Source organism: Flavobacterium sp. 90, assembly GCF_004339525.1.
Classification (GTDB): Bacteria; Bacteroidota; Bacteroidia; order Flavobacteriales; family Flavobacteriaceae; genus Flavobacterium.
Window position 1 is genome coordinate 4,540,596 of the sequence record NZ_SMGE01000001.1, and the last position, 22,622, is coordinate 4,563,217.

The window sequence follows — 22,622 nt, forward strand, 5'->3', positions numbered from 1 at the left end:
AGAAACTAATTATTAGAGAATAAAATTGCAATTATGATAAAAAAAACAATATTTATTTTGTCTGTACTGTTGACGTGCACCGTATCAGCTCAGATGAAAAATACCTATAAAATTACTGGAAAAGTTAGTGATCCTTTGAATAATCCGATAGAATTTACGGAAGTTGTTTTGTTTTCTGAAGGTTCTAAAATAGTAATGAGTGATCTTACGGACGAAAAAGGTGACTTTGTATTAGAAGCACAAAAAGGGTCATATAAATTGCAAATTAGTGAAGGTAATAAACTACTATTTTCAAAAGACATTGAAGTAAATGACGACTTAGATCTGGGTAATATAGCAATAGATATTGTAAACCAATTGAAAGCCGTTACTGTATCTGGTAAAAAGAAATTGGTAGAAAGAAAAGTTGATCGAGTAATTTTTAATGTAGAAAATTCTATTAATTCATCTGGAGGAGATGCTATAGATGCACTTACAGTTACACCGGGAGTACGCGTTCAAAATGATAAGATTACTATTATTGGCAAAAGTACTTTAGCCGTTATGATTGATGATAAAATAGTTCAGCTTACGGAAGAGGATTTAGCCAATTATTTAAAATCAATACCTTCTAACGCTATAAAAAGCATAGAAGTTTTTACAACACCACCTGCAAAATATGAAGCTGCTGGTAATAGCGGTTTAGTAAATATCAAATTAAAGAAGGTAAAAAAGGATTCTTGGAATGCCCTAGTTGGGTCTACCTATATTCAAAGAAAATACGGTGATGGATCCGTAATGGGAAATTTCAATTATAACAAAAATAAATTAAGTATTTCTTCAGGAGCTAATTTTAGAAAGGGTACAAGATATATTGAACAAGATGATTATGCCTATTTTCAAGATGGTTTGTGGTACACAAGCTCGCCGTTTAAAAAGGATTATAAAATACTCAACGCAAATTTAAATATAGACTATCAAATTAGTTCAAAATGGAATATAGGAACTCAAATGATGGTTAATAAAAACAACATTGAATTAACCGACAGTCCTTATACACCTGTGTATGATTATTCGACCAATGCTACTATTAGCTATTTAAAATCTGATGGTAATGTGAAACAAGATCCTAACATAAAGGCATTAAATCTTTATAATGAGTTTAAAATAGATTCTACGGGGCGAAAAATCACTTTAAATCTTGATTATTTCAATTATAATAATAACGATACTAAACAATATAATGGTATTTCGATTATTGAGAATCCGTATTCAAAACAGTATTATGCCGGAACAAATAATAATAATCAGGATATAACTAATTTGTCAGGAAAATTAGACCTGGACTATTCTGTAAAATGGGCTACATTAAGTTTTGGCGGGAAGGTTTCAAACTCAAAAGCAAATAATATTATTACGGCATTTAATAGTGGTTTAGTCAATGACCCGGTTGTTGCTTTTCCTCTTTCTCAAAATCAATTTGAGTATACTGAAAATATTCAGGCAATATATTTTTCCGGAAATAAAAAAATCAACTCTAAATGGGAGGCTCAATTTGGACTTAGAATGGAATCTACCCAAACTAAAACTTTTGCAAAAAATTTAAATCAAGAAACAAAAAACAATTATTCAAAATTTTTTCCAACTGCTTATTTGTCTTATACACCAACTGAAAGTTCTACATTCAGTTTGAGTTACAGCCGAAGAATTGTTAGACCTTCATTTTATGAATTAAATCCAAATGTTTATTTTATAAACCCTTTTCAAACCATTGAAGGCAACCCGTTTCTTCAACCTGCCTTTGTCGATAATTTAGAATTAACATACACGTATAAAAAGTTAGAAAGCAAATTTTATTATAGTTATGAAGACAATTTGTTTTTTCAAATTCCTATAGCAGATCCTACGACTAATTTTATTCGTTTTACAAATGAAAATTACATTAATAGAGGAAAATTAGGAGTTTCTGAAAATTATGTTTTTGACAAATTCAAATGGTGGACAAGCAACAATGCATTTGATATAAACTATGCTACTTCAAAATCGACTTTATCATTTGCAGAAGCGCAGGAAGGCTTTAATTCCCGAATTTCAACAAGTAACGATATTATTTTAAACAAGGACAAGTCACTACAATTGAACCTGAATTATTGGTATAGTTTTCAAGGCGTAGATGGTATTTATAAAAATGGTGCTATGAGTTCTACCTCAGTAACTGTACAATATATGCTTCTAAATAAAGACCTTAAAATTTCATTAAAAGGCAATGATATATTTAGAACGCAAAAAGTTACTGGGAATTCCGTCGTAAATGGTATTTATCAAAATTTCAAATATTACTACGATACTCAATACGTTCAACTTTCTGTTTCTTATAAGATGGGAAATAAAAAAATAAAGGTTGCGCAAAGAGAAACAGGTAACGAAGAAGAAAGAAGCAGAACAGGAAATTAATAGATTTCAATAAACGAAAAGAAATGCAAGCACTACTCAAAAAGCTAAATGATTCAAATATAAAAATTGATTTAGTTGATAAAAAATTAGATATCCAAGCTCCAAAAGGAGCTATGACAGAAGATTTATTGAATGAAATTAAATTACATAAAAATGATTTAATTGAGTTTATTAATTTATATAAAACTAAAAATGAGAAGTATCTATTAATTCCAAAAGTAAAATTGCAATCCAATTATGCTTTGTCTTCTTCACAACGCAGATTCTGGCTATTGAGTCAGTTTGAAGGTGGTAGTACTGCCTATAATATGCCAAGTGTTTTTGAATTGAAAGGAAATCTGAATATTTCTTTTTTAGAGAAAGCTTTTTCTTCACTTATTTCACGTCATGAATCTTTAAGAACAATCTTTAAAGAAGATGAAGCTGGAAAAGTAAGGCAAATTATATTGGATGAAAAAAATAGTAAATTTCAATTGCAATATGAGGATTTATATGAGAAAGAGAATTCTGCAGTATTACTGAAGGACATTATTCAAAAAGAAATCGAGTTTTCTTTTGACTTAGCAAATGATTCGTTGTTACGGGCCAAGGTTATAAAAACAGCTCCGGATACTTATATTTTTATCTGTGTGATGCACCACATTATTAGTGATGGACATTCAGCTGATGTAATGACAAATGAGTTATTTGCTTTATATGATGGATATATAAAAGGGGATATAAATTCATTGCCAGCATTAGAATTGCAATACAAGGACTATGCAGCATGGCAACAAGACCAATTGAAAAGTGATGATATAAAAAATCATAAATCGTATTGGTTACAACAACTTGAAGGCGAACTTCCTGTATTGGATTTGCCTACTTATCAAGCCAGACCAACTATTAAAACCTATAATGGTAAAGTAGTCAAAACGATTTATAATAAAAATATTCTTGAAGATTTCAGTGATTTATGTCAATCACAAGGAAGTACTTTATTCATGGGATTGCTGGCAACTGTAAAAGTGCTATTGTATAGATATACTAGTCAAAGTGACATCATAATTGGAAGTCCCATAGCAGGAAGAGAGCATGCAGATTTAGATAATCAAATTGGTATTTATGTCAATACACTGGCTTTAAGAACACAGTTTGAAGGGGAAGATAGTTTTAAAGAATTATTGACAAATGTAAAGAAAGTTACTTGTGATGCATACGAACATCAAAGCTATCCATTTGATGAGTTAGTTGAACAATTACCTCTACACCGGGACAGAAGCCGAAATCCACTATTTGATGTGATGGTAACGCTTCAGAATACAGACAATTTAAAAGCAAATATTCAAAGGTTAGGAGCGATTACTATTGAAGAATATAACGTAGAAGAGTCAACTGTTAGTAAGTTTGATTTGGGATTTACTTTTGGTGAGTCAGACAAAGGATTAGGATTAACACTTACCTATAACACAGATATTTTTTCTGAAGAATTTGTTGAACGAATTTTAAATCATCTGGAAACATTATTGCGTAGTATCGTAATGAAACCGGATGTTTCAGTAAGTTCATTAAATTATTTAACTGAAATAGAAAAACATCAGTTGCTAATAGATCTAAATACGATTAAAGTTGATTATCCAAAAGATAAGACAATAGTAGATTTATTTGAGGTTCAGGTTAATGAAACACCTGAAAATACAGCAGTTATATCTGGAGATGTACAACTTACATTTGCAGAACTTAATGCAAAAGCCAATCAACTGGCTCATTATTTAAAAGAGCAAGGTGTAGAAGCAGGTTCAAATATTATTTTATGTTTCGATAGTCATCTGGAAATGGCTATTGTTGGTATACTTGGAATATTAAAATTGGGAGCAGTTTATGTTCCAATTGATCCGGATTATCCTCAAGACAGAATTAATTATATAATTAAAAATTCGGAGGCAAAATTTATAGTTACCAATAGTATCGATGCACCTTTATTTAAGGACAAGGCTGTAAGAACCGTTTTATTAGATAAAGAAGATTTTGATTATAATCTTGAAACTATAAAAAATATAGAAAAAGATATCACAAATCAGAATAATGCTTATGTAATTTATACCTCTGGAACAACAGGAATTCCGAAAGGAGTTTTAGTAAACCACCAAAATATAATGGATTACCTTTTTGGTTTATCCGCAGAGATAAAAATTGAAGAGAATCAATCTTTTGCTTTAATGTCGACTATTTCCACTGATTTAGGGAATACAGTACTATTCAGCTCCTTAATTTTTGGTGGAGTAATTCACTTATTTTCTAAGAATAGGTTAAGAGACATCTATTATATTCAACAGTACTTTGCAAATAACGAAATTGATTGTATAAAAATAGTTCCTTCTTATTGGAAGTCTTTAGAAATAAAAGGGAAACTACGTTCACCTGGTCGAATGATTATTTTTGGAGGTGAAGAACTCTCAAATGAAATCGTTGGCCAAATAAATTCAGAAAATCCTAAATTAAAAATAATTAATCATTATGGTCCAACAGAAACTACAATTGGTAAATTATTGCATGAAGTAAATCCAAATTATGATTACAATCGAATTCCAATAGGAAAAGCTTTTTCGAATACTCAATTATATATTGTTGATAGTAAACTCTCATTATGTTCTATTGGTATAATCGGTGAATTGTTAATTGGAGGAGATGGTGTATCTGATGGTTATTTGAATAATCTGGAATTGTCAAAAGAGAAGTTTATTGATAATGTTTTTAAAAATGATGGAACAAAACTGTATAGAACAAGGGATTTAGTAGTAATGCATCCCGATGGAAACATAGAATTTAAGGGCAGAATTGATAATCAGGTAAAAATATTAGGTCACCGTATCGAATTAAATGAAATAGAAAATGCGCTCAATAAATTTGAAGGCATTAGGTCGAGCGTAGTTAATGTTATTGAAACAGATAAAGGAAATAAAAGAATAGTAGCCTACATTGTTTACAATAAGGAAGAATTGGCTCACAATGAGATACTTGATCATTTGAGACTGCTTTTGCCAAGTATTATGATTCCGTCAATATTGATTAAAATTGATGAGATTCCTTTTACTTCAAATGGAAAAATAAATTATAGAGCATTGCCACGTATATCAGGAGAAGATGTACTCAGGCGAGAATATGTGTTACCAACTACTGATGCTCAAATAAAACTGGTAAATATTTGGCAAGAAGTACTGGGAGTTCAAAAGATAGGTATTACAGATAATTTCTTTGAATTAGGGGGGCATAGTTTGATAGTTGCTCAAGTAATAAATAGAGCTTATAGGGAATTGGGTAAAAGTATTTCTTTCAGAGATTTTTTTGCAAACCCAACCGTTGAAGGATTAAGTAAAAAGTCAAAAGAGACTGATTACTCATCAATACCTAAAGCAGCAGAGGCAATATCATATCCATTAACCTCGACTCAAAAAAGATTATGGATATTAAGTCAATTAGAAGGAGGTTCGGTAGCTTATAACATACCTGTTGCTTTAAGAATTAAGGGAGTTATTAACTATCATTTATTTCAAAAATCATTTGAAAATTTAATTCAAAGGCATGAAATATTAAGAACTTATTTTAAAACAAATGAGCAAAACGAAATTAGACAACATGTCGTTCATTTTGAAGATATTAGTTTTGTTATAGACCAAGTTGATTTTATCAATAAATCAAACACTGGAAAAGAATTAGAGAATTATTTACAATCACTGAATGAGGAAGCCTTTGATTTAGAGCAATTTCCGCTTTTAAGAGCTTCTTTGATAAAAATAACTGACGAAGAGCACATATTCTTTTTCTCAAGGCATCATATTATTAGTGACGGATGGTCTTCTCAAATCATTATTTCAGAGGTTGTAAAAACATATAATGTATTAGTTCAAGGAAAAGAAATTAATTTACCCGAATTACATATTCAGTATAAAGATTATGCAGTTTGGTGCAATGAAGAACTCCAGCAAGAAAAGTATCAAGCATCTGAGCAATATTGGCTTCAACAGTTTTCCGGGGAATTACCTGTATTAGATCTTCCAAGTTTTAAAATTCGTCCTTTAGTTCAAACTTATAATGGAGACAGCTTTACTCATACTTTTTCAAAAGCATTCTTAGAGAAGCTAAAAACATTTTCAAAAGAACATGATGCAACCTTGTTTATGTCTTTAATGGCGGGAATAAATAGTTTATTGCATAGATATACAGGACAGGATGATATAATAATAGGAACTCCAATGGCTGGGCGAGAACACCCAGATTTAGAGAATCAATTGGGTTTATATTTGAATACACTTGCTATACGAACCCAATTTAAAGAAAAAGATAGTTTTTTAGATTTACTAGCTGTACAAAAAGGCACTTTATTAAGTGCATACGAACATCAGAGTTACCCATTTGATGGATTAGTGGAGAAACTAAATTTAAAACGGGACACTGGTCGTTCTCCTTTATTTGATGTAATGGTAGTATTGCAAAATCAAGGGCAACTAAATAATGTAAATAACGAAGGAGAATTAAACGGATTACAGGTAGAAGATTATGATTTCAGAAGAAAAACATCCCAATTTGATATTAATTTCATTTTTGCTGAAACTGAAGGATTAGCCCTTTCCATTGAATATAATACGGATATCTATGATGCAGATCTAATAGAAAGAATGTTTGTCCATTTTGAGAATTTGATGAGTCATGCAATTAATAATTCAAAAGATTCGATATTATCAATAGATTATATTCCAGAACAAGAGAAAAAAGAACTACTAGAAGGTTTTAATAACACTACAATTGATTATCCAAGAGAAAAGACTATTGTAGATTTATTTGATGATCAGGTTATTAAAACTCCGGATAATATCGCAGTTGTATTTGAAGAGCAAAAACTTACTTATACAGAGCTAAATAAACAAGCAAACCAATTAGCACAATATCTTAGAAAAGAATATACTATTCAAGCAGATGATTTAATTGGAATAAAATTAGATAGAAGTGAGCAATTATTAGTAGTGATTTTCGCGATTTTAAAATCTGGAGCTGCCTATGTGCCTATTGATATTAATTATCCTGAGGAACGAATAAATTATATTCAAGAGGATACTAATTGTAAAGCCATAATAGATCAAAAAGAACTAGAACATTTTTTTACTGTCAAAGACCAGTATAGTATTGATAACCTACAAAAGATTACCAATACAAATCATTTGGCTTATGTGATTTATACTTCAGGAACTACAGGAAAACCTAAGGGCGTTATGGTAGAACATGGGAATGTAATAAGATTAGTTAAACCTTGTCTGTTTTTCCCTTTAAATGAAGAAAATACCCTATTGAGTACGGGTTCTGTATCTTTTGACGCTACGATTATAGAATATTTTGGGACATTACTTAATGGAGCAAAATTAATACTTACAATTCAGGATAATCTTTTACAATTAGATAAATTAGATAAGATAATTAAAGACTATCAAGTCAATAGTCTTTGGATGACAGCCCCGTGGTTCAGTCAAGTAGTAGATTATAAACCTGAAATTTTTAAAGACATTAAGCAATTAATAGTTGGAGGAGATATCGTCTCACCCACACATGTCTTAAAAGTATTTGCAAAGTATCCAACAGTAAAAATTGTCAATGGATATGGACCTACAGAAAATACTACTTTTTCAACAACTTTTGATATCAAAAATCAAGAATACAAAAAACTGCCTATTGGTAGTCCTATCTCAAATTCTCAGGTTTATATTTTAGATGAAGTATTGAAGCCAGTTCCTATAGGTGTTTCAGGGAAGTTATATGTTTCGGGAGCAGGAGTTGCAAGAGGCTATTTAAACAACCCGGATTTAACAAATGAGAAGTTTCTACCTAATCCTTTTTTAGGAAGTGAAAGAATGTATGACACCGGAGATTTAGGAAGATGGCTACCCGATGGGAATATTGAATTTTTAGGTAGGAAAGATACCCAGGTAAAGATTAGAGGATTTAGAATAGAATTAAGGGAGATTGAGAAAATATTAATTGAATATTCTGACGATATAACGGAGGTAATTGTAGAAGCAAAAAACATCAATGAAACAAAAGTTTTAGTCGTCTATTATGTTTCAAAAAAAGAGTTAGATAAATCAGATATTAGAAGTTTTTTACAAAAAAAACTTCCAGAATATATGATTCCAAGTTTTTATGTTGCTTTAGATAGTTTACCATTAACTTCCAATGGTAAGATAGATCTTAACGCCTTGCCAAATATAGCGGGAGAGGATATAATAAGAAAAGAATATATAGCAGCAAGTAATGAAACAGAACAAAAATTAGTTGAAATATGGAAGGAAGTATTAGGTATTGAGAAAATAGGGATTACAGATAATTTCTTTGAACTTGGAGGACAGAGTTTAAAATTAATGATGCTGGAAAATAAAATAGAATTAATTTTTAATAAAAAAATTGATTTTTACAATTTATATAAAAATGCATCTTTTTCAGACCAAATTAAATTAATTAATTGTACGCAATCAAAGGAAGAGATAGTAAATGATATAAAAAATGATGAGGAAAAACTTGTCTTGGCATTTCATGGTCAAGAGAGATTATATGCTTTGAGTTATGGAAATGCATACTATTATATAAAAAGGGCGTGGAAGTGTAACCTTAAACTTAATCTTAAATTAGCAGAACAAGTCTTCAATGTTTTAATAGAAAGACATGAAACTTTAAGGTCAAATTTCGTTAAAATTGACAATCGTATTTTTCTAAAAATTGCCAGTGAAAAAAAAATAATACCAGAATATTTTGATTTAAGAAATTTAGATGTTGCTGAAAAAGAGATAGCTCAATTTAAAATATTGAATGGTAATGAGGATCCTTTTAACTTAGAAAATGATTTGCTTATTCGTCTTAAACTAATCCATTTATCCGATGATGAATTTGTAATTTTTACAATTCTTGACCATATTTTAATTGACGGTTGGGGTCTTGATTTATTATTACATGACTTGTATTCAATTTATAATTCATTAGATAATCAGGGCGCCTTAATAAAACCTTTGCCAGAAATTGAATATACGTATCGTCAGGTTTTAGCAAATAAGCGCCATACAAATAAATTAACCTTTGAGGAAGATAAACTTTTCTGGATAAATAAATATTCAGACGGTGGAAGTAAAAATATTTTACCGTATGATTTCGATAAAGAAGAAATGAGTTATTTCTCAGATAGTATTTCTTTAAGATTAGACGAAGAAAAAGTATTAAAAATGGTGAATTTTTCGAAAGAAAATAATATTGCAATGCTAATGCTTTATTTGTCATGCGTTAATTTATGTTTAGCAAAAATTTCTGGTCAAAGCGATATAACTACCGGGATAGTATGTGCTGAAAGAGGTGATAAAATGTCAAACGATAGTGTTGGATTTATGTTAAACACTTTACCGGTGAGAACTAAAATGGATTTGAAAAATAATTTTTCAGATAATTTTGAAATTGCCAAATCAGAATATTTGAATGTTGTTAGGCACAGACATTATCCATTCATAGAATTGGTAAAATATTACGGCAAAGAATTTTCTCTTAAAGATCTCCCTTATTATAAGGTTTTTGTATATGCTTCTGAAGAAATAAATGTTTTGAAAAAATTTGAAGATTCTAGCTTTATACCAGTATACTTCAATAATTCATTTAAGTATAGCATATATGAATTAATATTTGTCATCAATCAACCTGAAAATTCAGTTATCAATATATCTCTTATATATAACAAGTCTTTGTTCAAAAGAGAAACCATCGAATACCTTATGACTAACTTATTAGAAGTTATTGATTCTATAGAAATTTAAATATTAATTAAACCAAAAAAAATGACAAACAATTTTCAAACACTTAGTGAACTACAGAAGACACTAAAAAATGATGAACAAAGAAATCTCCTTATTTCTCATCCGGTACTAAAACATTTTAAAGAAGTAATGCTTTCTAAAGATGAGGTTTCAATGATTATAGGTCAATGGTATTATCCTTTGCAAAATTTCCCGTATTTTCTTTCGTCTTCCATAAGTCATTTGCAAAATTTATCGATTCAGACCTTTTTGTCAGATATACTTCATGAAGAATTAGGTTGTGGTAATCCAGAGAATTCGCATTTGGATTTGTACATCTCTACTTGTACAGAAATTGGATTAGAGAAAGAAAAAATAGTTAATTCTCCTGCTTTTGAAGCTACTAAAAAACTTATAGATGGGTATAAAGCGTCTGCTAAAAAACAGAATAGCGCTTTAGGTTTTATTTATGCAACTGAAGTTGCTGATTTAGCAATGGTATCTTCAATTGGAGCAACTCTGGCTTTTATTTCAAACAAATCGATAAAAGATCTTCCTTGGGTTGATATTCATATACAACAAGAACCTAACCACGTTAATAATGTTGATAATGCAATAGACTTAGAATTCAGTTCTGAAGACTTCAATGAAATTTTATTTCATGCAAAAAAAATGTGGACACTTTGGATCGAATTTTTTGATGAAATAGGAGAGAATTTATCTTCATTTTCTAATAAAAATGAGGTTTTAGCTGTTGAAGGCTAGCATTACGGGATTATGACAAAAAACGGACAATCAAAATTAACTTTAATAAATTAATAAGAATTACAATGGAAAAGAGAACATCATTAAATGAAATTCAAAAACAATTAAAATCAGAAGTTAAAAGACAAGAACTAATTTCTCACCCTTTTCTTAAAAAAATGAAAGATGGGCTACTTAATAAAGAAGATACTTCTTTGGTGCTAGGACAATGGTATTATCCATTAGAAAATTTCCCATTTTTCTTGTCTTCTTGTATAAGCCATACCAGAAATATACCTATACAAACTTTTATTTCTGATATTTTGCATGAAGAGTTAGGATGTGGTGATCCTAAGAACTCACATTTAGACTTATATATCAGTACTTGTAAAGACTCCGGGTTTGATGAAGAAATAGTGACAAAGAGTAAAGCTTTAGATTCAACTAATAGATTAATTAGTGGTTATAAAAAATCTGCAAAAAAAATGTCTTCGGGACTTGGATATTTATATGCTACCGAAGTTGCAGATTTAGCTATGGTTTCATCTATAGGAAATGCGATTGGTAATATTTGTGAGAAAAGTATTTTGGATTTGCCTTGGGTTGATATCCATGTTCAGCAAGAACCTAATCACGTGAATAATGTTGATAATGCTTTAGAAATTAGCTTTGATGAAAAAACGTATAATGAACTATTAATGTCTTCAAAAGAAATGTGGAGCTTATGGATAGACTTTTTTAGCGAAATAGAGCTTGAGATAAGTAAAAAATAAAAACGGATATTGTATATTATTTTTTTAACATCAAGATGCTGATGTTCAGTGTCTTGATGTTGATTTGTAGTTAGTCTTTAACTATAAATAATTACATCCAACTAATTATAAATTTTGTTGATATTTATGAAAAAACTTTTTTTTATTGGGCTAAGACAAGCTTCAAGATATAGCTTATCAAAATATAGTGCATGTGATTTAGTGCTGATTGTGGGTAAGAGTGATATAAAAAATATTTCTAAAGAATTAATGTCTCAATTTGATAAGACCCATTTTGTTGATGATGTTTGCGATAAATACAAGGTTCTTTGTAGATTAGAGTATGCAGAAGTATTTAAAATAATTAAAGATGAATTAGAAAATAGTGAAGAGGCATTATTCTTTTGTCAAGATGAAGCTAATATTGAATTAGTAGCTAGATTAAGAGAAGACTTTAAAATCTTTGGTATGAAAACTAAAGAAGCTGCATTTTTTAGAGATAAAATGGAGATGAAGCAAAAAATAGCAAATAACGGTTTAAGAGTTCCGAAAAATTGTTATTTAAATCAAAATTCAGATACTGATTATTATAATCACCTTAAAGATAAATTAGGAGATAAAATTATAATTAAACCCATAAATTCAGCTGCTTCAAACGGTGTATTTTTAGTAAGTTCATATGAGGATTTTAAACTATTCTTTAATTCTCTTTATAGTAAAGATTATACTTATGAAGCGGAAGAGTTTATTAGTGGAAGAATGTATCACGTTGATACAGTTATTTTTCAAAGAAAAGTTTATTTCATTGAAAGTTGTATTTTTAATGTACCTCCATTAGATTTTACAAATGGTTACTCAACATCTTCTTTTCCCATTAAATCTAATAATTCAAAAGTTAAGGATTTTGCGCTTTCCTGTGTCGAAGCATTAGGTATGCCCGATGGTATTCAGCATACAGAAGTTTTTTTGAATGACAATGACGAAATGGTGTTTATTGAATCAGGTGCCAGAGCGCCAGGGTTATTTGTCGTTGATTTATATAAACAAACTTTTGGAATTAATATTCTGGATTTAGAAGTTTCATTATTTATGAATAAAAAACGTTTTGATGTGAAAACCAGTAATGGAAAACATGCTTTTTCAGTAGTTTGGCCTACAAAAAATGGGATTATAAATAAGAACGATATGCCTGCTCTTACTGGTACCTATAATATTACGTGGAATTATAAAGAAGGGCAATTACTAAATAAATCAAAAAATGCAATTGATATTTTAGCATTTATTCTTGTATATAATGAATCTTACGATAATGCACTGAAAGATTTTGAAACATTGAAACATTTTGAAATTGCTAATTTTATTACTAACTAATGTAATTTTAAAATGAAAAAGAAAATTGCTATAGTTGGGGCCGGTCCATGTGGTATTTCGGTATTAATTAATCTTTTGAAAAATCTTTCAAATTCAGACATTTCAATATTCGATATCAATCAGAACTTCTGTAAAGGAAACTCTTTTAGAGTGGATTCAGATAGTTTATTGCTAAATACAACCGTAGATACAACATCTGTTTTCTATGAAGATAGATTGCATTTTTTTAAATGGTTAAATTCTAAGAAAGATATACCTAAAAAGTATAAGTTGAAATCAGCATTTGTGCCTAGAAATCTAGCATCAAAATACTTGTTTGAAACTTTAAATGAATATTTATTAAAAAGTTCGGAAAAAAACAATAATGTAAGAATTTTTGATTTTTTCTTATTCAAATATGATGCAAAACACACATTTATTGATACTAGTATGAACGAGTATTTATTTAAGTATGTAATTCTTTGTACTGGGCATACAAGTTCATCCATTAATATGAAATGCAAACTTGGGGAACTTTCTAATAATGACGGGTATATTGAAAACTCTTTTTTAAATATAAATGGCAAAATTCATAAGAATGACAATGTACTTATAATTGGTTCAAATTTATCAGCTATTGATACTATGCTATTGCTTAATGAAAGTAAACATCAAGGTAAAATTTGTATCCTATCAAAAAGCGGTAGTTTACCATCGGTTAGGTCAGACATGGGAGGAGATTATAAACCAAAGTATTTAGGTTTAGAAGGTTTTAAAAGTGAAACTATTAGCGTGAATCATTTAAAAAGACTTTTTTTTAAAGAGCTATTGTTGTTAACTACTAAAGAGGATGTAAAGAGTTATTTTTTAATAAGTAAAGATCCAAAAATACAATTAGAAACGGATATTTTGAATTGTATTTACTCAAAGAATAAGTGGCAAGTTTTAGTCTTTAGTATGTTGGAAATACTAACCAATTATTGGTTTAAATTTTCAACAGCTGATAGAATTCTTATTAAGAATAAATATAAAAAAATAATAGATAGATTTATATCTTCAATGCCTTTAGAAAATGCTTTGTTATTAAAAGATTATTTAAATAATGGGAGATTGGAAATTACTAAATCGTCACATGAGAATGTTTATTATTCAAATTCAAAGAAAGGATTTTTAATAAAAAACAAAAATGTTGTCTATAATAAAATTATTGACTCTTCTCCCATAAATATCGAAAATAAAGATTTTAGTTCGTTGTTAAATTCAATGTTGGAAATAGGTGTTGTTAAAACAAATATAAATAGGCTGAACTCTTTAGATATCGATAATAAATTTTTTAAATGCAGAAATGATTTTGATGCTAATTCAAATATAGATACGCCCATTGTATATGCAATAGGTCCAACACTAAGAAACAACTTAATTGTATCTAATTTTTTTCTGGAATCGTCCAGACAGGCTAATATAATAACCAATCATATTAGTACCTCGTGAATTCCTATAATAATCACAGGAGTAACTTCTTAAATATCAACTAGAAGCTTTAAAGACTTTACATAAGTATTTAAAGTCTTAATGGCATAATAGCTAAAAATGTACTATAAAATAAAAAAATAAAATATTAATTAATAACATATATGAAACTAAGTAAAGAACAAATAGAGATTTTTGAAGAAAAAGGTTTTCTATTGATTGAAAATTATTTTTCTGATAAAGAAATTGAATGTTTAATAAATGACATTCCTGCTACAATTAAAGAAAATTCTCCTACAGTTGTAAAAGAAAGTAATGGAGGAATCAGGACTATTTTTGCGCCAGAACGAGAAAGTGATGTGTTTAAAAAAGTTGCAAAAATCAATAAAATTGTTGAGCCTATGAAACAATTAATAGGCAACGGTGTTTATTTATACCAAAGTAAAATTAATGTTAAAGAAGGTCTTTTAGGTGAATGGTGGCAATGGCATCAAGATTATTATTATTGGAAAAGAGAAGATAATATTCCTACATCTAACATAATAAATTTCTCCATTTTTTTAGATGATGTAGATGAATTTAATGGGCCTATGTTTATCGTGCCTAATACTCACAAAGAGGAAGTTAATATGGTGCCAAATGACAAAATGTTTTTGGATAGTAAGAATTCTCTATTGTCTACAGAAATGCAGCATGTGATAAAAAAACAAACATTAAAAAAATTAATTAACAGTAAAGGAGGTATTTTTAATGCTAAAGGTAAGGCTGGTACTGTATTAATATTTCATGGTAATATATTACACGCCTCTAATGCGAATTTATCGCCTTTTGATAGAAAAGTGTTATTCTTGACATATAATGATGTAAACAATACATCTACCGATAGTTCAAATCCAAGACCTAGTTATATAGTTAATCATGATTCTAGTCCTATTGAAACGATTTCAGATCACGAATTATTTGAATTAATATAGGCACAAGTATTATTTCCGTAGTTCTTAATGCTACCCTAAATAAATCAGCAGATACACTCAATAAATAGGATGTATTTATCTTTCAAAAATGTCAAAAATCAAAATATGCCCCCTTTTTGGGATACTATCAGGGGGCTTTATAGATTTTAAAATAAAAAAATAAAATAAAAAATAATGAATATACCTGTAACTAATAATGAAGTGGAGAATTTGTCTGAAATTTTCCAGAAAATAAATTTATACTATCAAGGTGTTGAAAATTCGGACTTAGAACTACTTGAAAAAGTATTCCATGAAGAATGGAAAATGCTTGACAATAATGTTTTGAACGAAAGCAATATACGAGTTGAGAGTAAAATTGATTTTTTGAACAGATTAAAAAATATTGGTTCTATTAAAGATTATTCAGCAGATAGAGAAATTATTACTGTTGATATACTAAAAGATAAACTTTCAGTAGTAAGAGTTGATAAAATGCCAAATATGCACGTGTCAATTTTTTTTATGATAAAGTTTGGTGAAGAATGGTTGATATTGGATAAAGTTTGGGTAAAAGAAATAGTACCGAATTTCAATAATTGTAATGATTATAACTTAGTTGAACAAGTCATAGCATCTTATTTTAAACAAATTCAACATAATGATAAAGAAGGTTTAAAAAGTATTCTTGATGAGAATTGGGAGTTAAAAAGTATATTCCTTACCGATAGAGTAGAGTTAAAAAAGAAATTTGAGTTTTTACAAAATATAGACACAAAAGCGGGATATAACAATAGATTGGTGTCAATTGATGTTTTTCATGATTCTTTGTCAATAGTTAAACTTGACAACAATACGGATGGATTTGTTTCCTATTTAACTTTATTCAAAGTGTCTGGTGAATGGAAAATAGCTAATGAAAGAAAAGTTTTTGTTAACTAAATGTCGTGATGACAAAAAAGGATTATCAATTAAATGTTTTATATAAATTTTAGAAAAAAATTATGAATCACTATTCTGTAATTATAGTTGGCGGTGGTCAAGCTGGATTGTCATTAAGTTATTATTTGAAGAAAAATGCTATAAATCATTTGATATTAGATCGTGGTGAAATTGGGAATTCGTGGGTACAAGACAGATGGGATAATTTTTGTTTAGTTACACCAAATTGGCAATGCAGACTACCTGGTTATCATTATAATGGCAATGATGCAGATGGATTTATGGTAAAAGATGAAATGATTAATTATATTAAGGGGTATGCTAATACTTTTAATCCTCCTTTTGAAGGAAACGTAAATGTCACAAAAGTATACAAAGAGAAATTAGGAGATATTTTCTATCTAGAAACTTCAAATGGAAAATATTCAGCAGATATTGTTGTAAGCGCTATAGGAGGGTATCATACTCCAAATATCCCACAGAATTTTAGTAAAGGCTTTAATAAATCTATAGTTCAAATTAATTCTATTGATTACAAAAACGCTCAACTTCTTCCGGAAGGAAATGTACTTGTTATAGGCACTGGTCAATCAGGAGTCCAGATTGCTCAAGACTTACACATGTCTGGCAAAAAAGTATTTTTGAGCGTAGGTTCGGCTCCAAGGGCTCCTCGTAGGCACCGAGGAAAGGATATTGTATATTGGTTAGAGTTGATGGGGCATTATAATAAACCCGTTGGAGAACAAGAAAATCCTGATGAATTAAGAAGAAAACCTAACAATTACCTTACTGGAAGAGATGGAGGGCAGGATGTCGATTTAAGAAAATTTGCTATGGAGGGTATGAAGTTACATGGGAGGATTTCTAGCATAGATAATGGCATTATTTCATTCCAAAACGATTTAAAGCAAAACTTAGATAATGCAGATCTTGCTTATGAACGTATACAAAAAACATTAGACGAATATATAGATAGTAATAATATTAAGGCTCCTAAATATGATAGATATAACCAGCTATGGGAACCAACAGAAAATAACGAAACGGCATTAGATTATAATGAAGCAGGAATTACGTCGGTAATCTGGTGCACTGGTTTTAAGTTAGATTTTAAATGGATTGATTTTCCTCATTTATTTAATAGTGATGATTATCCAACTCATGATCGTGGAGTGACCGATGAACAAGGATTATATTTTTTAGGATTACCTTGGTTATATACGTATGGTTCAGGTGGGTTATCTTTTGTAGGGCAGGATGCAGAATATATTAGTAATCATATTATAAAACATTTATATTAGTAACACAAACGAATGAACTTAAAAAAAAACGCTTAGTTATCAATATTTGTTGTTAAATTGGTTGGTTCTTGTTAAAAAAGAATCTGTTGCCTTAATATAGCACAAGTAAAAGTTTATTTATAATTCAATAATTTTAAACAGAATAATATGACAGATAGAATTTATATTTTTGATACAACTCTTAGAGATGCAGAACAGACTCCTGGTTGTCAATTAAGTAGTAATGAAAAAGTGTTAGTTGCAGAACAATTGGAGATGTTAGGAGTTGATATTATAGAAGCAGGATTTGCAATATCTAGTCCAATGGATTTTAATTCAATAATAGAAATTTCAAAAAATGTTAATAAACCTATTATATGTTCATTAGCGAGAGCTGTAGAAAAAGATATTTTAGCAGCAGCGGATTCTCTTAAATACGCTAAGAGAAAGAGAATTCATACAGGAATAGGGGTTTCAGATATGCATATTCAGAATAAGTTAAGAACAACTAGAGAAAATATCATAGATATCGCTGTTAAATCGGTAAAGTTAGCAAGAAATTATGTCGACGATGTGCAGTTCTATGCAGAAGATTCAGGTCGCGCAGATTTAGATTTTTTAGCATCAGTTTGTGATGCAGTTATTAGGGCAGGAGCAACAGTTATAAATCTTCCAGACACAAATGGATATGCAACTCCAGAAGAATATGGAAATATGATTAAATTTTTAATTAATAATGTTTCTAATATTGATAAGGTAACATTATCTGCGCATAGTCATAATGATTTAGGCTTAGCAACAGCAAATTCTTACAGTGCAATACTTAATGGAGCTAGACAAGTTGAATGTACAATAAATGGTCTTGGTGAGAGGGCAGGTAATTCCGCTTTAGAAGAGATCGTAATGTTATTAAAGGTTAGAGAATCAAATAAGTATATAACAAAAATAAATACTAAGAAAATATTTGAAACAAGCATGCTTGTTTCAAAATTAATGAAAAGTCCTATTCAATCAAACAAAGCAATCGTAGGAAGAAATGCTTTTGCGCATTCAAGTGGAATTCATCAAGATGGGATTATAAAGGATAGGAATAATTACGAAATAATTGATCCTGAGTTAGTTGGCGCTCCTTTGACTTCGCTTATTTTGAGCGCACGAAGTGGTAAAGCGGCATTAAATTATAAGTTAGAAGCGCTGGGGTTTAGTTTAAGTAAAGAGGAACTAGCTTTAAAATATGATTCTTTTTTAAAAATTGCTGACAACAAATCTACCGTTAATGAAAATGACTTATTAAAATTGATGAATAATAAGCATAATGTAGATAGTTCGATTAAAATAGTGTCAGTAAATTATAGTAGAGACGAAAAGTCTGATTTTTGTGAATCAACAATTGTTTTGCAATTGTTTGGTAAGGAAGAGTCTGCTACCGCTAAGGGGAATGGCCCAGTGGATGCATCAATTCAAAGTATTAACAAAATATTAAAAAAAGACATTTTGATTGAGCATTTCTTAATACAAGGAATTACAAATGGGGCATCTGATACCTGCTTGGTAAGTATGACGATTAAAGTTAATAATGGAGATTCATGTTTAATTTACAATGGAGACTCTTCTAGTACAGATATCGTTCTTGCGTCCGTGAATGCTTATATTAATGCCTTAAATAAGATTTAAAAAGGAATGATTAAGCTGCTCCACAAAGCAAGAAAACAGAATTGCATAATTTAGACAGTAATTTTGAAAATCCCAAGACAAACTCTGTTTTGTCTTAATGTTCTTAAAAGGCAACTCCTTACAAGAAACCCTAGCTGGTAGTTTGGGTATGTTACAGCGTAGGGTAAATGTTTGGATTCTTTATTTTTAAAAATTTTATTACAGAACTTAAAAGAGTTAAATTTTGTCCCTGCATGTAATTCCGAAGAGTTATCTATTTTGTTGAAAAAGACGGAAGTTGTGTTTTTCGATGGTACGGAACATTGCATTCAAAGATCTTTACACAAAGAAGAGCAAAAGAGGGATTATAGCGGTAAAAAAGAACATACTATAAACAGACCTGTGCTGAAAACAGGAAAATTTTTAATCAAAGAATTCCTCAAGGCTCTGCCTTGGGGTAATTTATTGAGTAAAACTTATAATGGCACTACCCATGATAAAAAATGGCAGATGGCAGATGACGAGTCATTAATTTTTCCGGAAAGATGTGTTTTGAAGCTGTTTCAAGACACAGGGTACCAAGGGTATAATCTCGATAATACAACGGTATTTCAAAAAAACTTAACGATTTTCAAAATGTAGAAAACAAGGCAATATCATCAAAAAGAGTAATTGTTGAACATGAGATAAGGGCGTTAAAGTATTGAGGATTGTCAAAGATGAAATCCGAATTTATGAAGAGTAAACTAGAAATATCGTGATATAAATTTACAATCAGGCGCTAAATGTTTATAAACTCTAATATAGAAATATCTATGAATGGTAAATTTAGAGTAATTGACAATATTTTTATAAAAAAAATCACTTGTAAAATTTATAAAAAATGAAAATAATATCCTTTTCTTTCGCTGGTGGGAGTAAATACGCTTTTCAAAAATTCACAAGTAAAACTAATGATCTAATAGTGATTGAGTATCCAGGTAGAGGTATAAGAATACATGAAGATTTAATCTATGATATTGAATTATTTATAGAAGATTTACTCAATAAAGTTAAAAATGAAATACTCACTAATGAAAAATACATCATCTATGGTCACAGTATGGGGGCTTTAGTAGGCTATTTAATCTGTCAAAAGATAGAAGAAGTGGGATTGAAAAAACCATTAAAATTAGTGGTTAGTGGCAAGAAAATGCCTTCCATAGAAAGAGAAGTGAAACTCTCTCATTTGCCAGATAAAGAATTGTGGCAAGAAGTTATAAAACTAGGAGGGATTCCCGATGAATTATTAAACTATCCTGAGTTAATCGATTTTTACACTCCTATTCTAAAAGCAGATTTTGCAGCTATTGAGAATTATGAATATGTAAAAAAAGAAAAACTAACAATACCAATTGATGTTTTCTATGGTTCAGAAGAAGCTAGAAAAGAAGAAATGCAAGGTTGGAAAGACGAAACAATAGAAAATGTTACCATAACTGAATTAGAAGGCAATCATTTTTTTATTTTCGATCATGTAGATTTTTTTATAAACTATTTTAACAATTTGACTAAGAATCTAATTTATCAATAAGCCAATGTTTAAAATATCTATTAACAATATTATTTACCTTATTCTATATTCTATACCAAACACTATTCTTAGCTTCGGAATTGTATACATCATTAACAATGTAATTTCTGGAGAGAAAGATTTCTTAACAGATTATATGGGAATCGTTTTTGGTTTAATTGTATTTAATACTTATCTGTTAAATATAATATTTCAAAAAAAAATAAATAAATATTCTTTTGAAATATTATATGAAAATGAAAAAAAAATATTTGATAAAATATTAAAAACACCATTGATTACTATTGAAAAACTTGGATCCCAACGATTTTATACAGCAATCGAGGATTTGAGAATGTTTTCCTCTTTTCCAGAAGTTATTACTCATTCTATTAATTCTTTATTGATGTTGTTGCTTTGCATGCTGTATTTGTTTACTTTATCTATATCAGGCGCTTTGATTATTATTGCGTTAATTGTGTTAATAGCGGTTATCTATTTTTTTGTAATCAGTTCAATGTCTCAAAAAGTAGGTACTCTTAGAAAATATAATGAGCATTACTACAAATATGTAGATGACGTAATAAAGGGGTTTAAAGCCTTCAAGTTAAGCACTCATAGAAGAGAAAATCTAATGGATAATCATTTATTTCTTAACAGGGAAAATGCAAAAAAAATGGATTTCAATATAAACTTTGTGTTTTTATCTATTAACCTGATAAGTCAGTATGGATTGTATTTAGTTATTGGAATAATTCTTTTTTTGTTGCCGGAAATTGGATTACTTAAAAGAGAAGATGTTATTTCTTATGTCGTCATCTTATTGTTTATTTCGGGGCCCATTAATAATCTGATCAATATGCAGAATATTTACACAAGGTTAACGGTTGCCAATACCAGAATCAAGAAATTTATGACTGATTTTGATACTACCGAAATAATTACTTCAATTCAAAATTCAACTCCTGAAATATTTAATTCTTTAGAATTTAACAATGTAAGTTTCAATTATGAAAATGATTCAAAGGAACAAACTTTTGCTTTAGGACCGGTAAATATTTCAATAGAAAAGGGAGAAACAATATTCATTATTGGAGGAAATGGAAGCGGGAAAAGTACATTTATTAATATTCTAACAGGCTTGTATAAACCATCTGATGGTGAGATAGTTTTAAATAAGGAAATTATCAATAATGATGATTCTGTCCAAAATTTAATAGCTGCAGTTTTTACAGATAACCATATATTTTCTCATAATTATGACGACTATTCATTAAAGCAAAATGCTGATTATCAGGAGTTGTTAAAAGTAATGGAATTGGATAAAATCATTGTCGATGATAAAGAAGAGTCTGCAAGACGACCTTTTTCTAAAGGACAAGGAAAGAGAATGTCGATGATTTTTGCCCTTTTAGAAAACAAACCTATTTTAGTTTTAGATGAGTGGGCTGCAGATCAGGATCCATACTTTAGAAAATATTTCTATGAAGTTTTAATTCCTAAATTAAAAAAAGAAGGAAAAACAATTATAGCGGTTACCCATGATGATGCTTATTTTAAACATGCTGATAGAATAATTAAATTTGATTATGGTCAAATTGTAAAAGATCTCAAAATAGAAAAGGAGCTTTTGACTGTAGAAAACCTATGGTAAACTTTAACCTTGAAAAGGAATCAAATTAAATAAGTAAAATCGA

General features: G+C 29.4%; 13 protein-coding genes. All 13 read left to right on the forward strand.

The genetic code is table 11. The features are described from left to right. Window positions 1-33: 33 nt before the first annotated feature. The 13 genes from C8C83_RS18640 to C8C83_RS18700 all read left to right on the forward strand — a co-directional run bounded on the left by C8C83_RS18640 (window position 34) and on the right by C8C83_RS18700 (window position 22,579). Window positions 34-2,433, forward strand: a complete 2,400-nt coding sequence (locus C8C83_RS18640; protein WP_121330101.1) for a TonB-dependent receptor — start codon at window positions 34-36, stop codon at window positions 2,431-2,433. A 23-nt stretch (window positions 2,434-2,456) separates the two neighbouring features. Beyond that, complete coding sequence (locus tag C8C83_RS18645) at window positions 2,457-10,250, forward strand: non-ribosomal peptide synthetase (protein WP_121330102.1); 7,794 nt, start codon at window positions 2,457-2,459, stop codon at window positions 10,248-10,250. Between the two features lie 21 nt (window positions 10,251-10,271). Then, complete coding sequence (locus C8C83_RS18650) at window positions 10,272-10,994, forward strand: iron-containing redox enzyme family protein (RefSeq protein WP_121330103.1); 723 nt, start codon at window positions 10,272-10,274, stop codon at window positions 10,992-10,994. Between the two features lie 65 nt (window positions 10,995-11,059). Continuing rightward, window positions 11,060-11,746: an iron-containing redox enzyme family protein gene (locus C8C83_RS18655; RefSeq protein WP_121330104.1), complete on the forward strand. Its 687-nt coding sequence runs from the start codon at window positions 11,060-11,062 to the stop codon at window positions 11,744-11,746. 126 nt (window positions 11,747-11,872) lie between these two features. Continuing rightward, window positions 11,873-13,096: an ATP-grasp domain-containing protein gene (locus C8C83_RS18660; protein ID WP_121330105.1), complete on the forward strand. Its 1,224-nt coding sequence runs from the start codon at window positions 11,873-11,875 to the stop codon at window positions 13,094-13,096. Window positions 13,097-13,108: 12 nt separating this feature from the next. Further along, entirely contained in the window at window positions 13,109-14,566 is a 1,458-nt protein-coding gene (locus C8C83_RS18665; RefSeq protein ID WP_121330106.1) for an FAD/NAD(P)-binding protein, read from the forward strand. Window positions 14,567-14,709: 143 nt separating this feature from the next. Then, window positions 14,710-15,519 (forward strand): phytanoyl-CoA dioxygenase family protein, encoded by an 810-nt coding sequence (locus tag C8C83_RS18670; RefSeq protein WP_121330107.1) that lies wholly within the window; start codon window positions 14,710-14,712, stop codon window positions 15,517-15,519. Between the two features lie 174 nt (window positions 15,520-15,693). Then, entirely contained in the window at window positions 15,694-16,440 is a 747-nt protein-coding gene (locus C8C83_RS18675; RefSeq protein ID WP_121330108.1) for a nuclear transport factor 2 family protein, read from the forward strand. Between the two features lie 62 nt (window positions 16,441-16,502). Then, a complete protein-coding gene (locus tag C8C83_RS18680) occupies window positions 16,503-17,741 on the forward strand; it encodes an MSMEG_0569 family flavin-dependent oxidoreductase (protein WP_121330109.1) in 1,239 nt (412 codons plus the stop codon). A gap of 147 nt (window positions 17,742-17,888) precedes the next feature. After that, on the forward strand, window positions 17,889-19,394 hold the full coding sequence (locus C8C83_RS18685; protein WP_121330110.1) for a 2-isopropylmalate synthase: 1,506 nt from the start codon (window positions 17,889-17,891) through the stop codon (window positions 19,392-19,394). Between the two features lie 171 nt (window positions 19,395-19,565). Further along, entirely contained in the window at window positions 19,566-20,015 is a 450-nt protein-coding gene (locus C8C83_RS18690; protein ID WP_121330111.1) for a hypothetical protein, read from the forward strand. Between the two features lie 241 nt (window positions 20,016-20,256). Further along, on the forward strand, window positions 20,257-20,946 hold the full coding sequence (locus C8C83_RS18695) for a thioesterase domain-containing protein (protein ID WP_121330112.1): 690 nt from the start codon (window positions 20,257-20,259) through the stop codon (window positions 20,944-20,946). Window positions 20,947-20,950: 4 nt separating this feature from the next. After that, window positions 20,951-22,579 (forward strand): cyclic peptide export ABC transporter, encoded by a 1,629-nt coding sequence (locus tag C8C83_RS18700; RefSeq protein WP_121330113.1) that lies wholly within the window; start codon window positions 20,951-20,953, stop codon window positions 22,577-22,579. The last annotated feature ends 43 nt before the right edge of the window (window positions 22,580-22,622 follow it).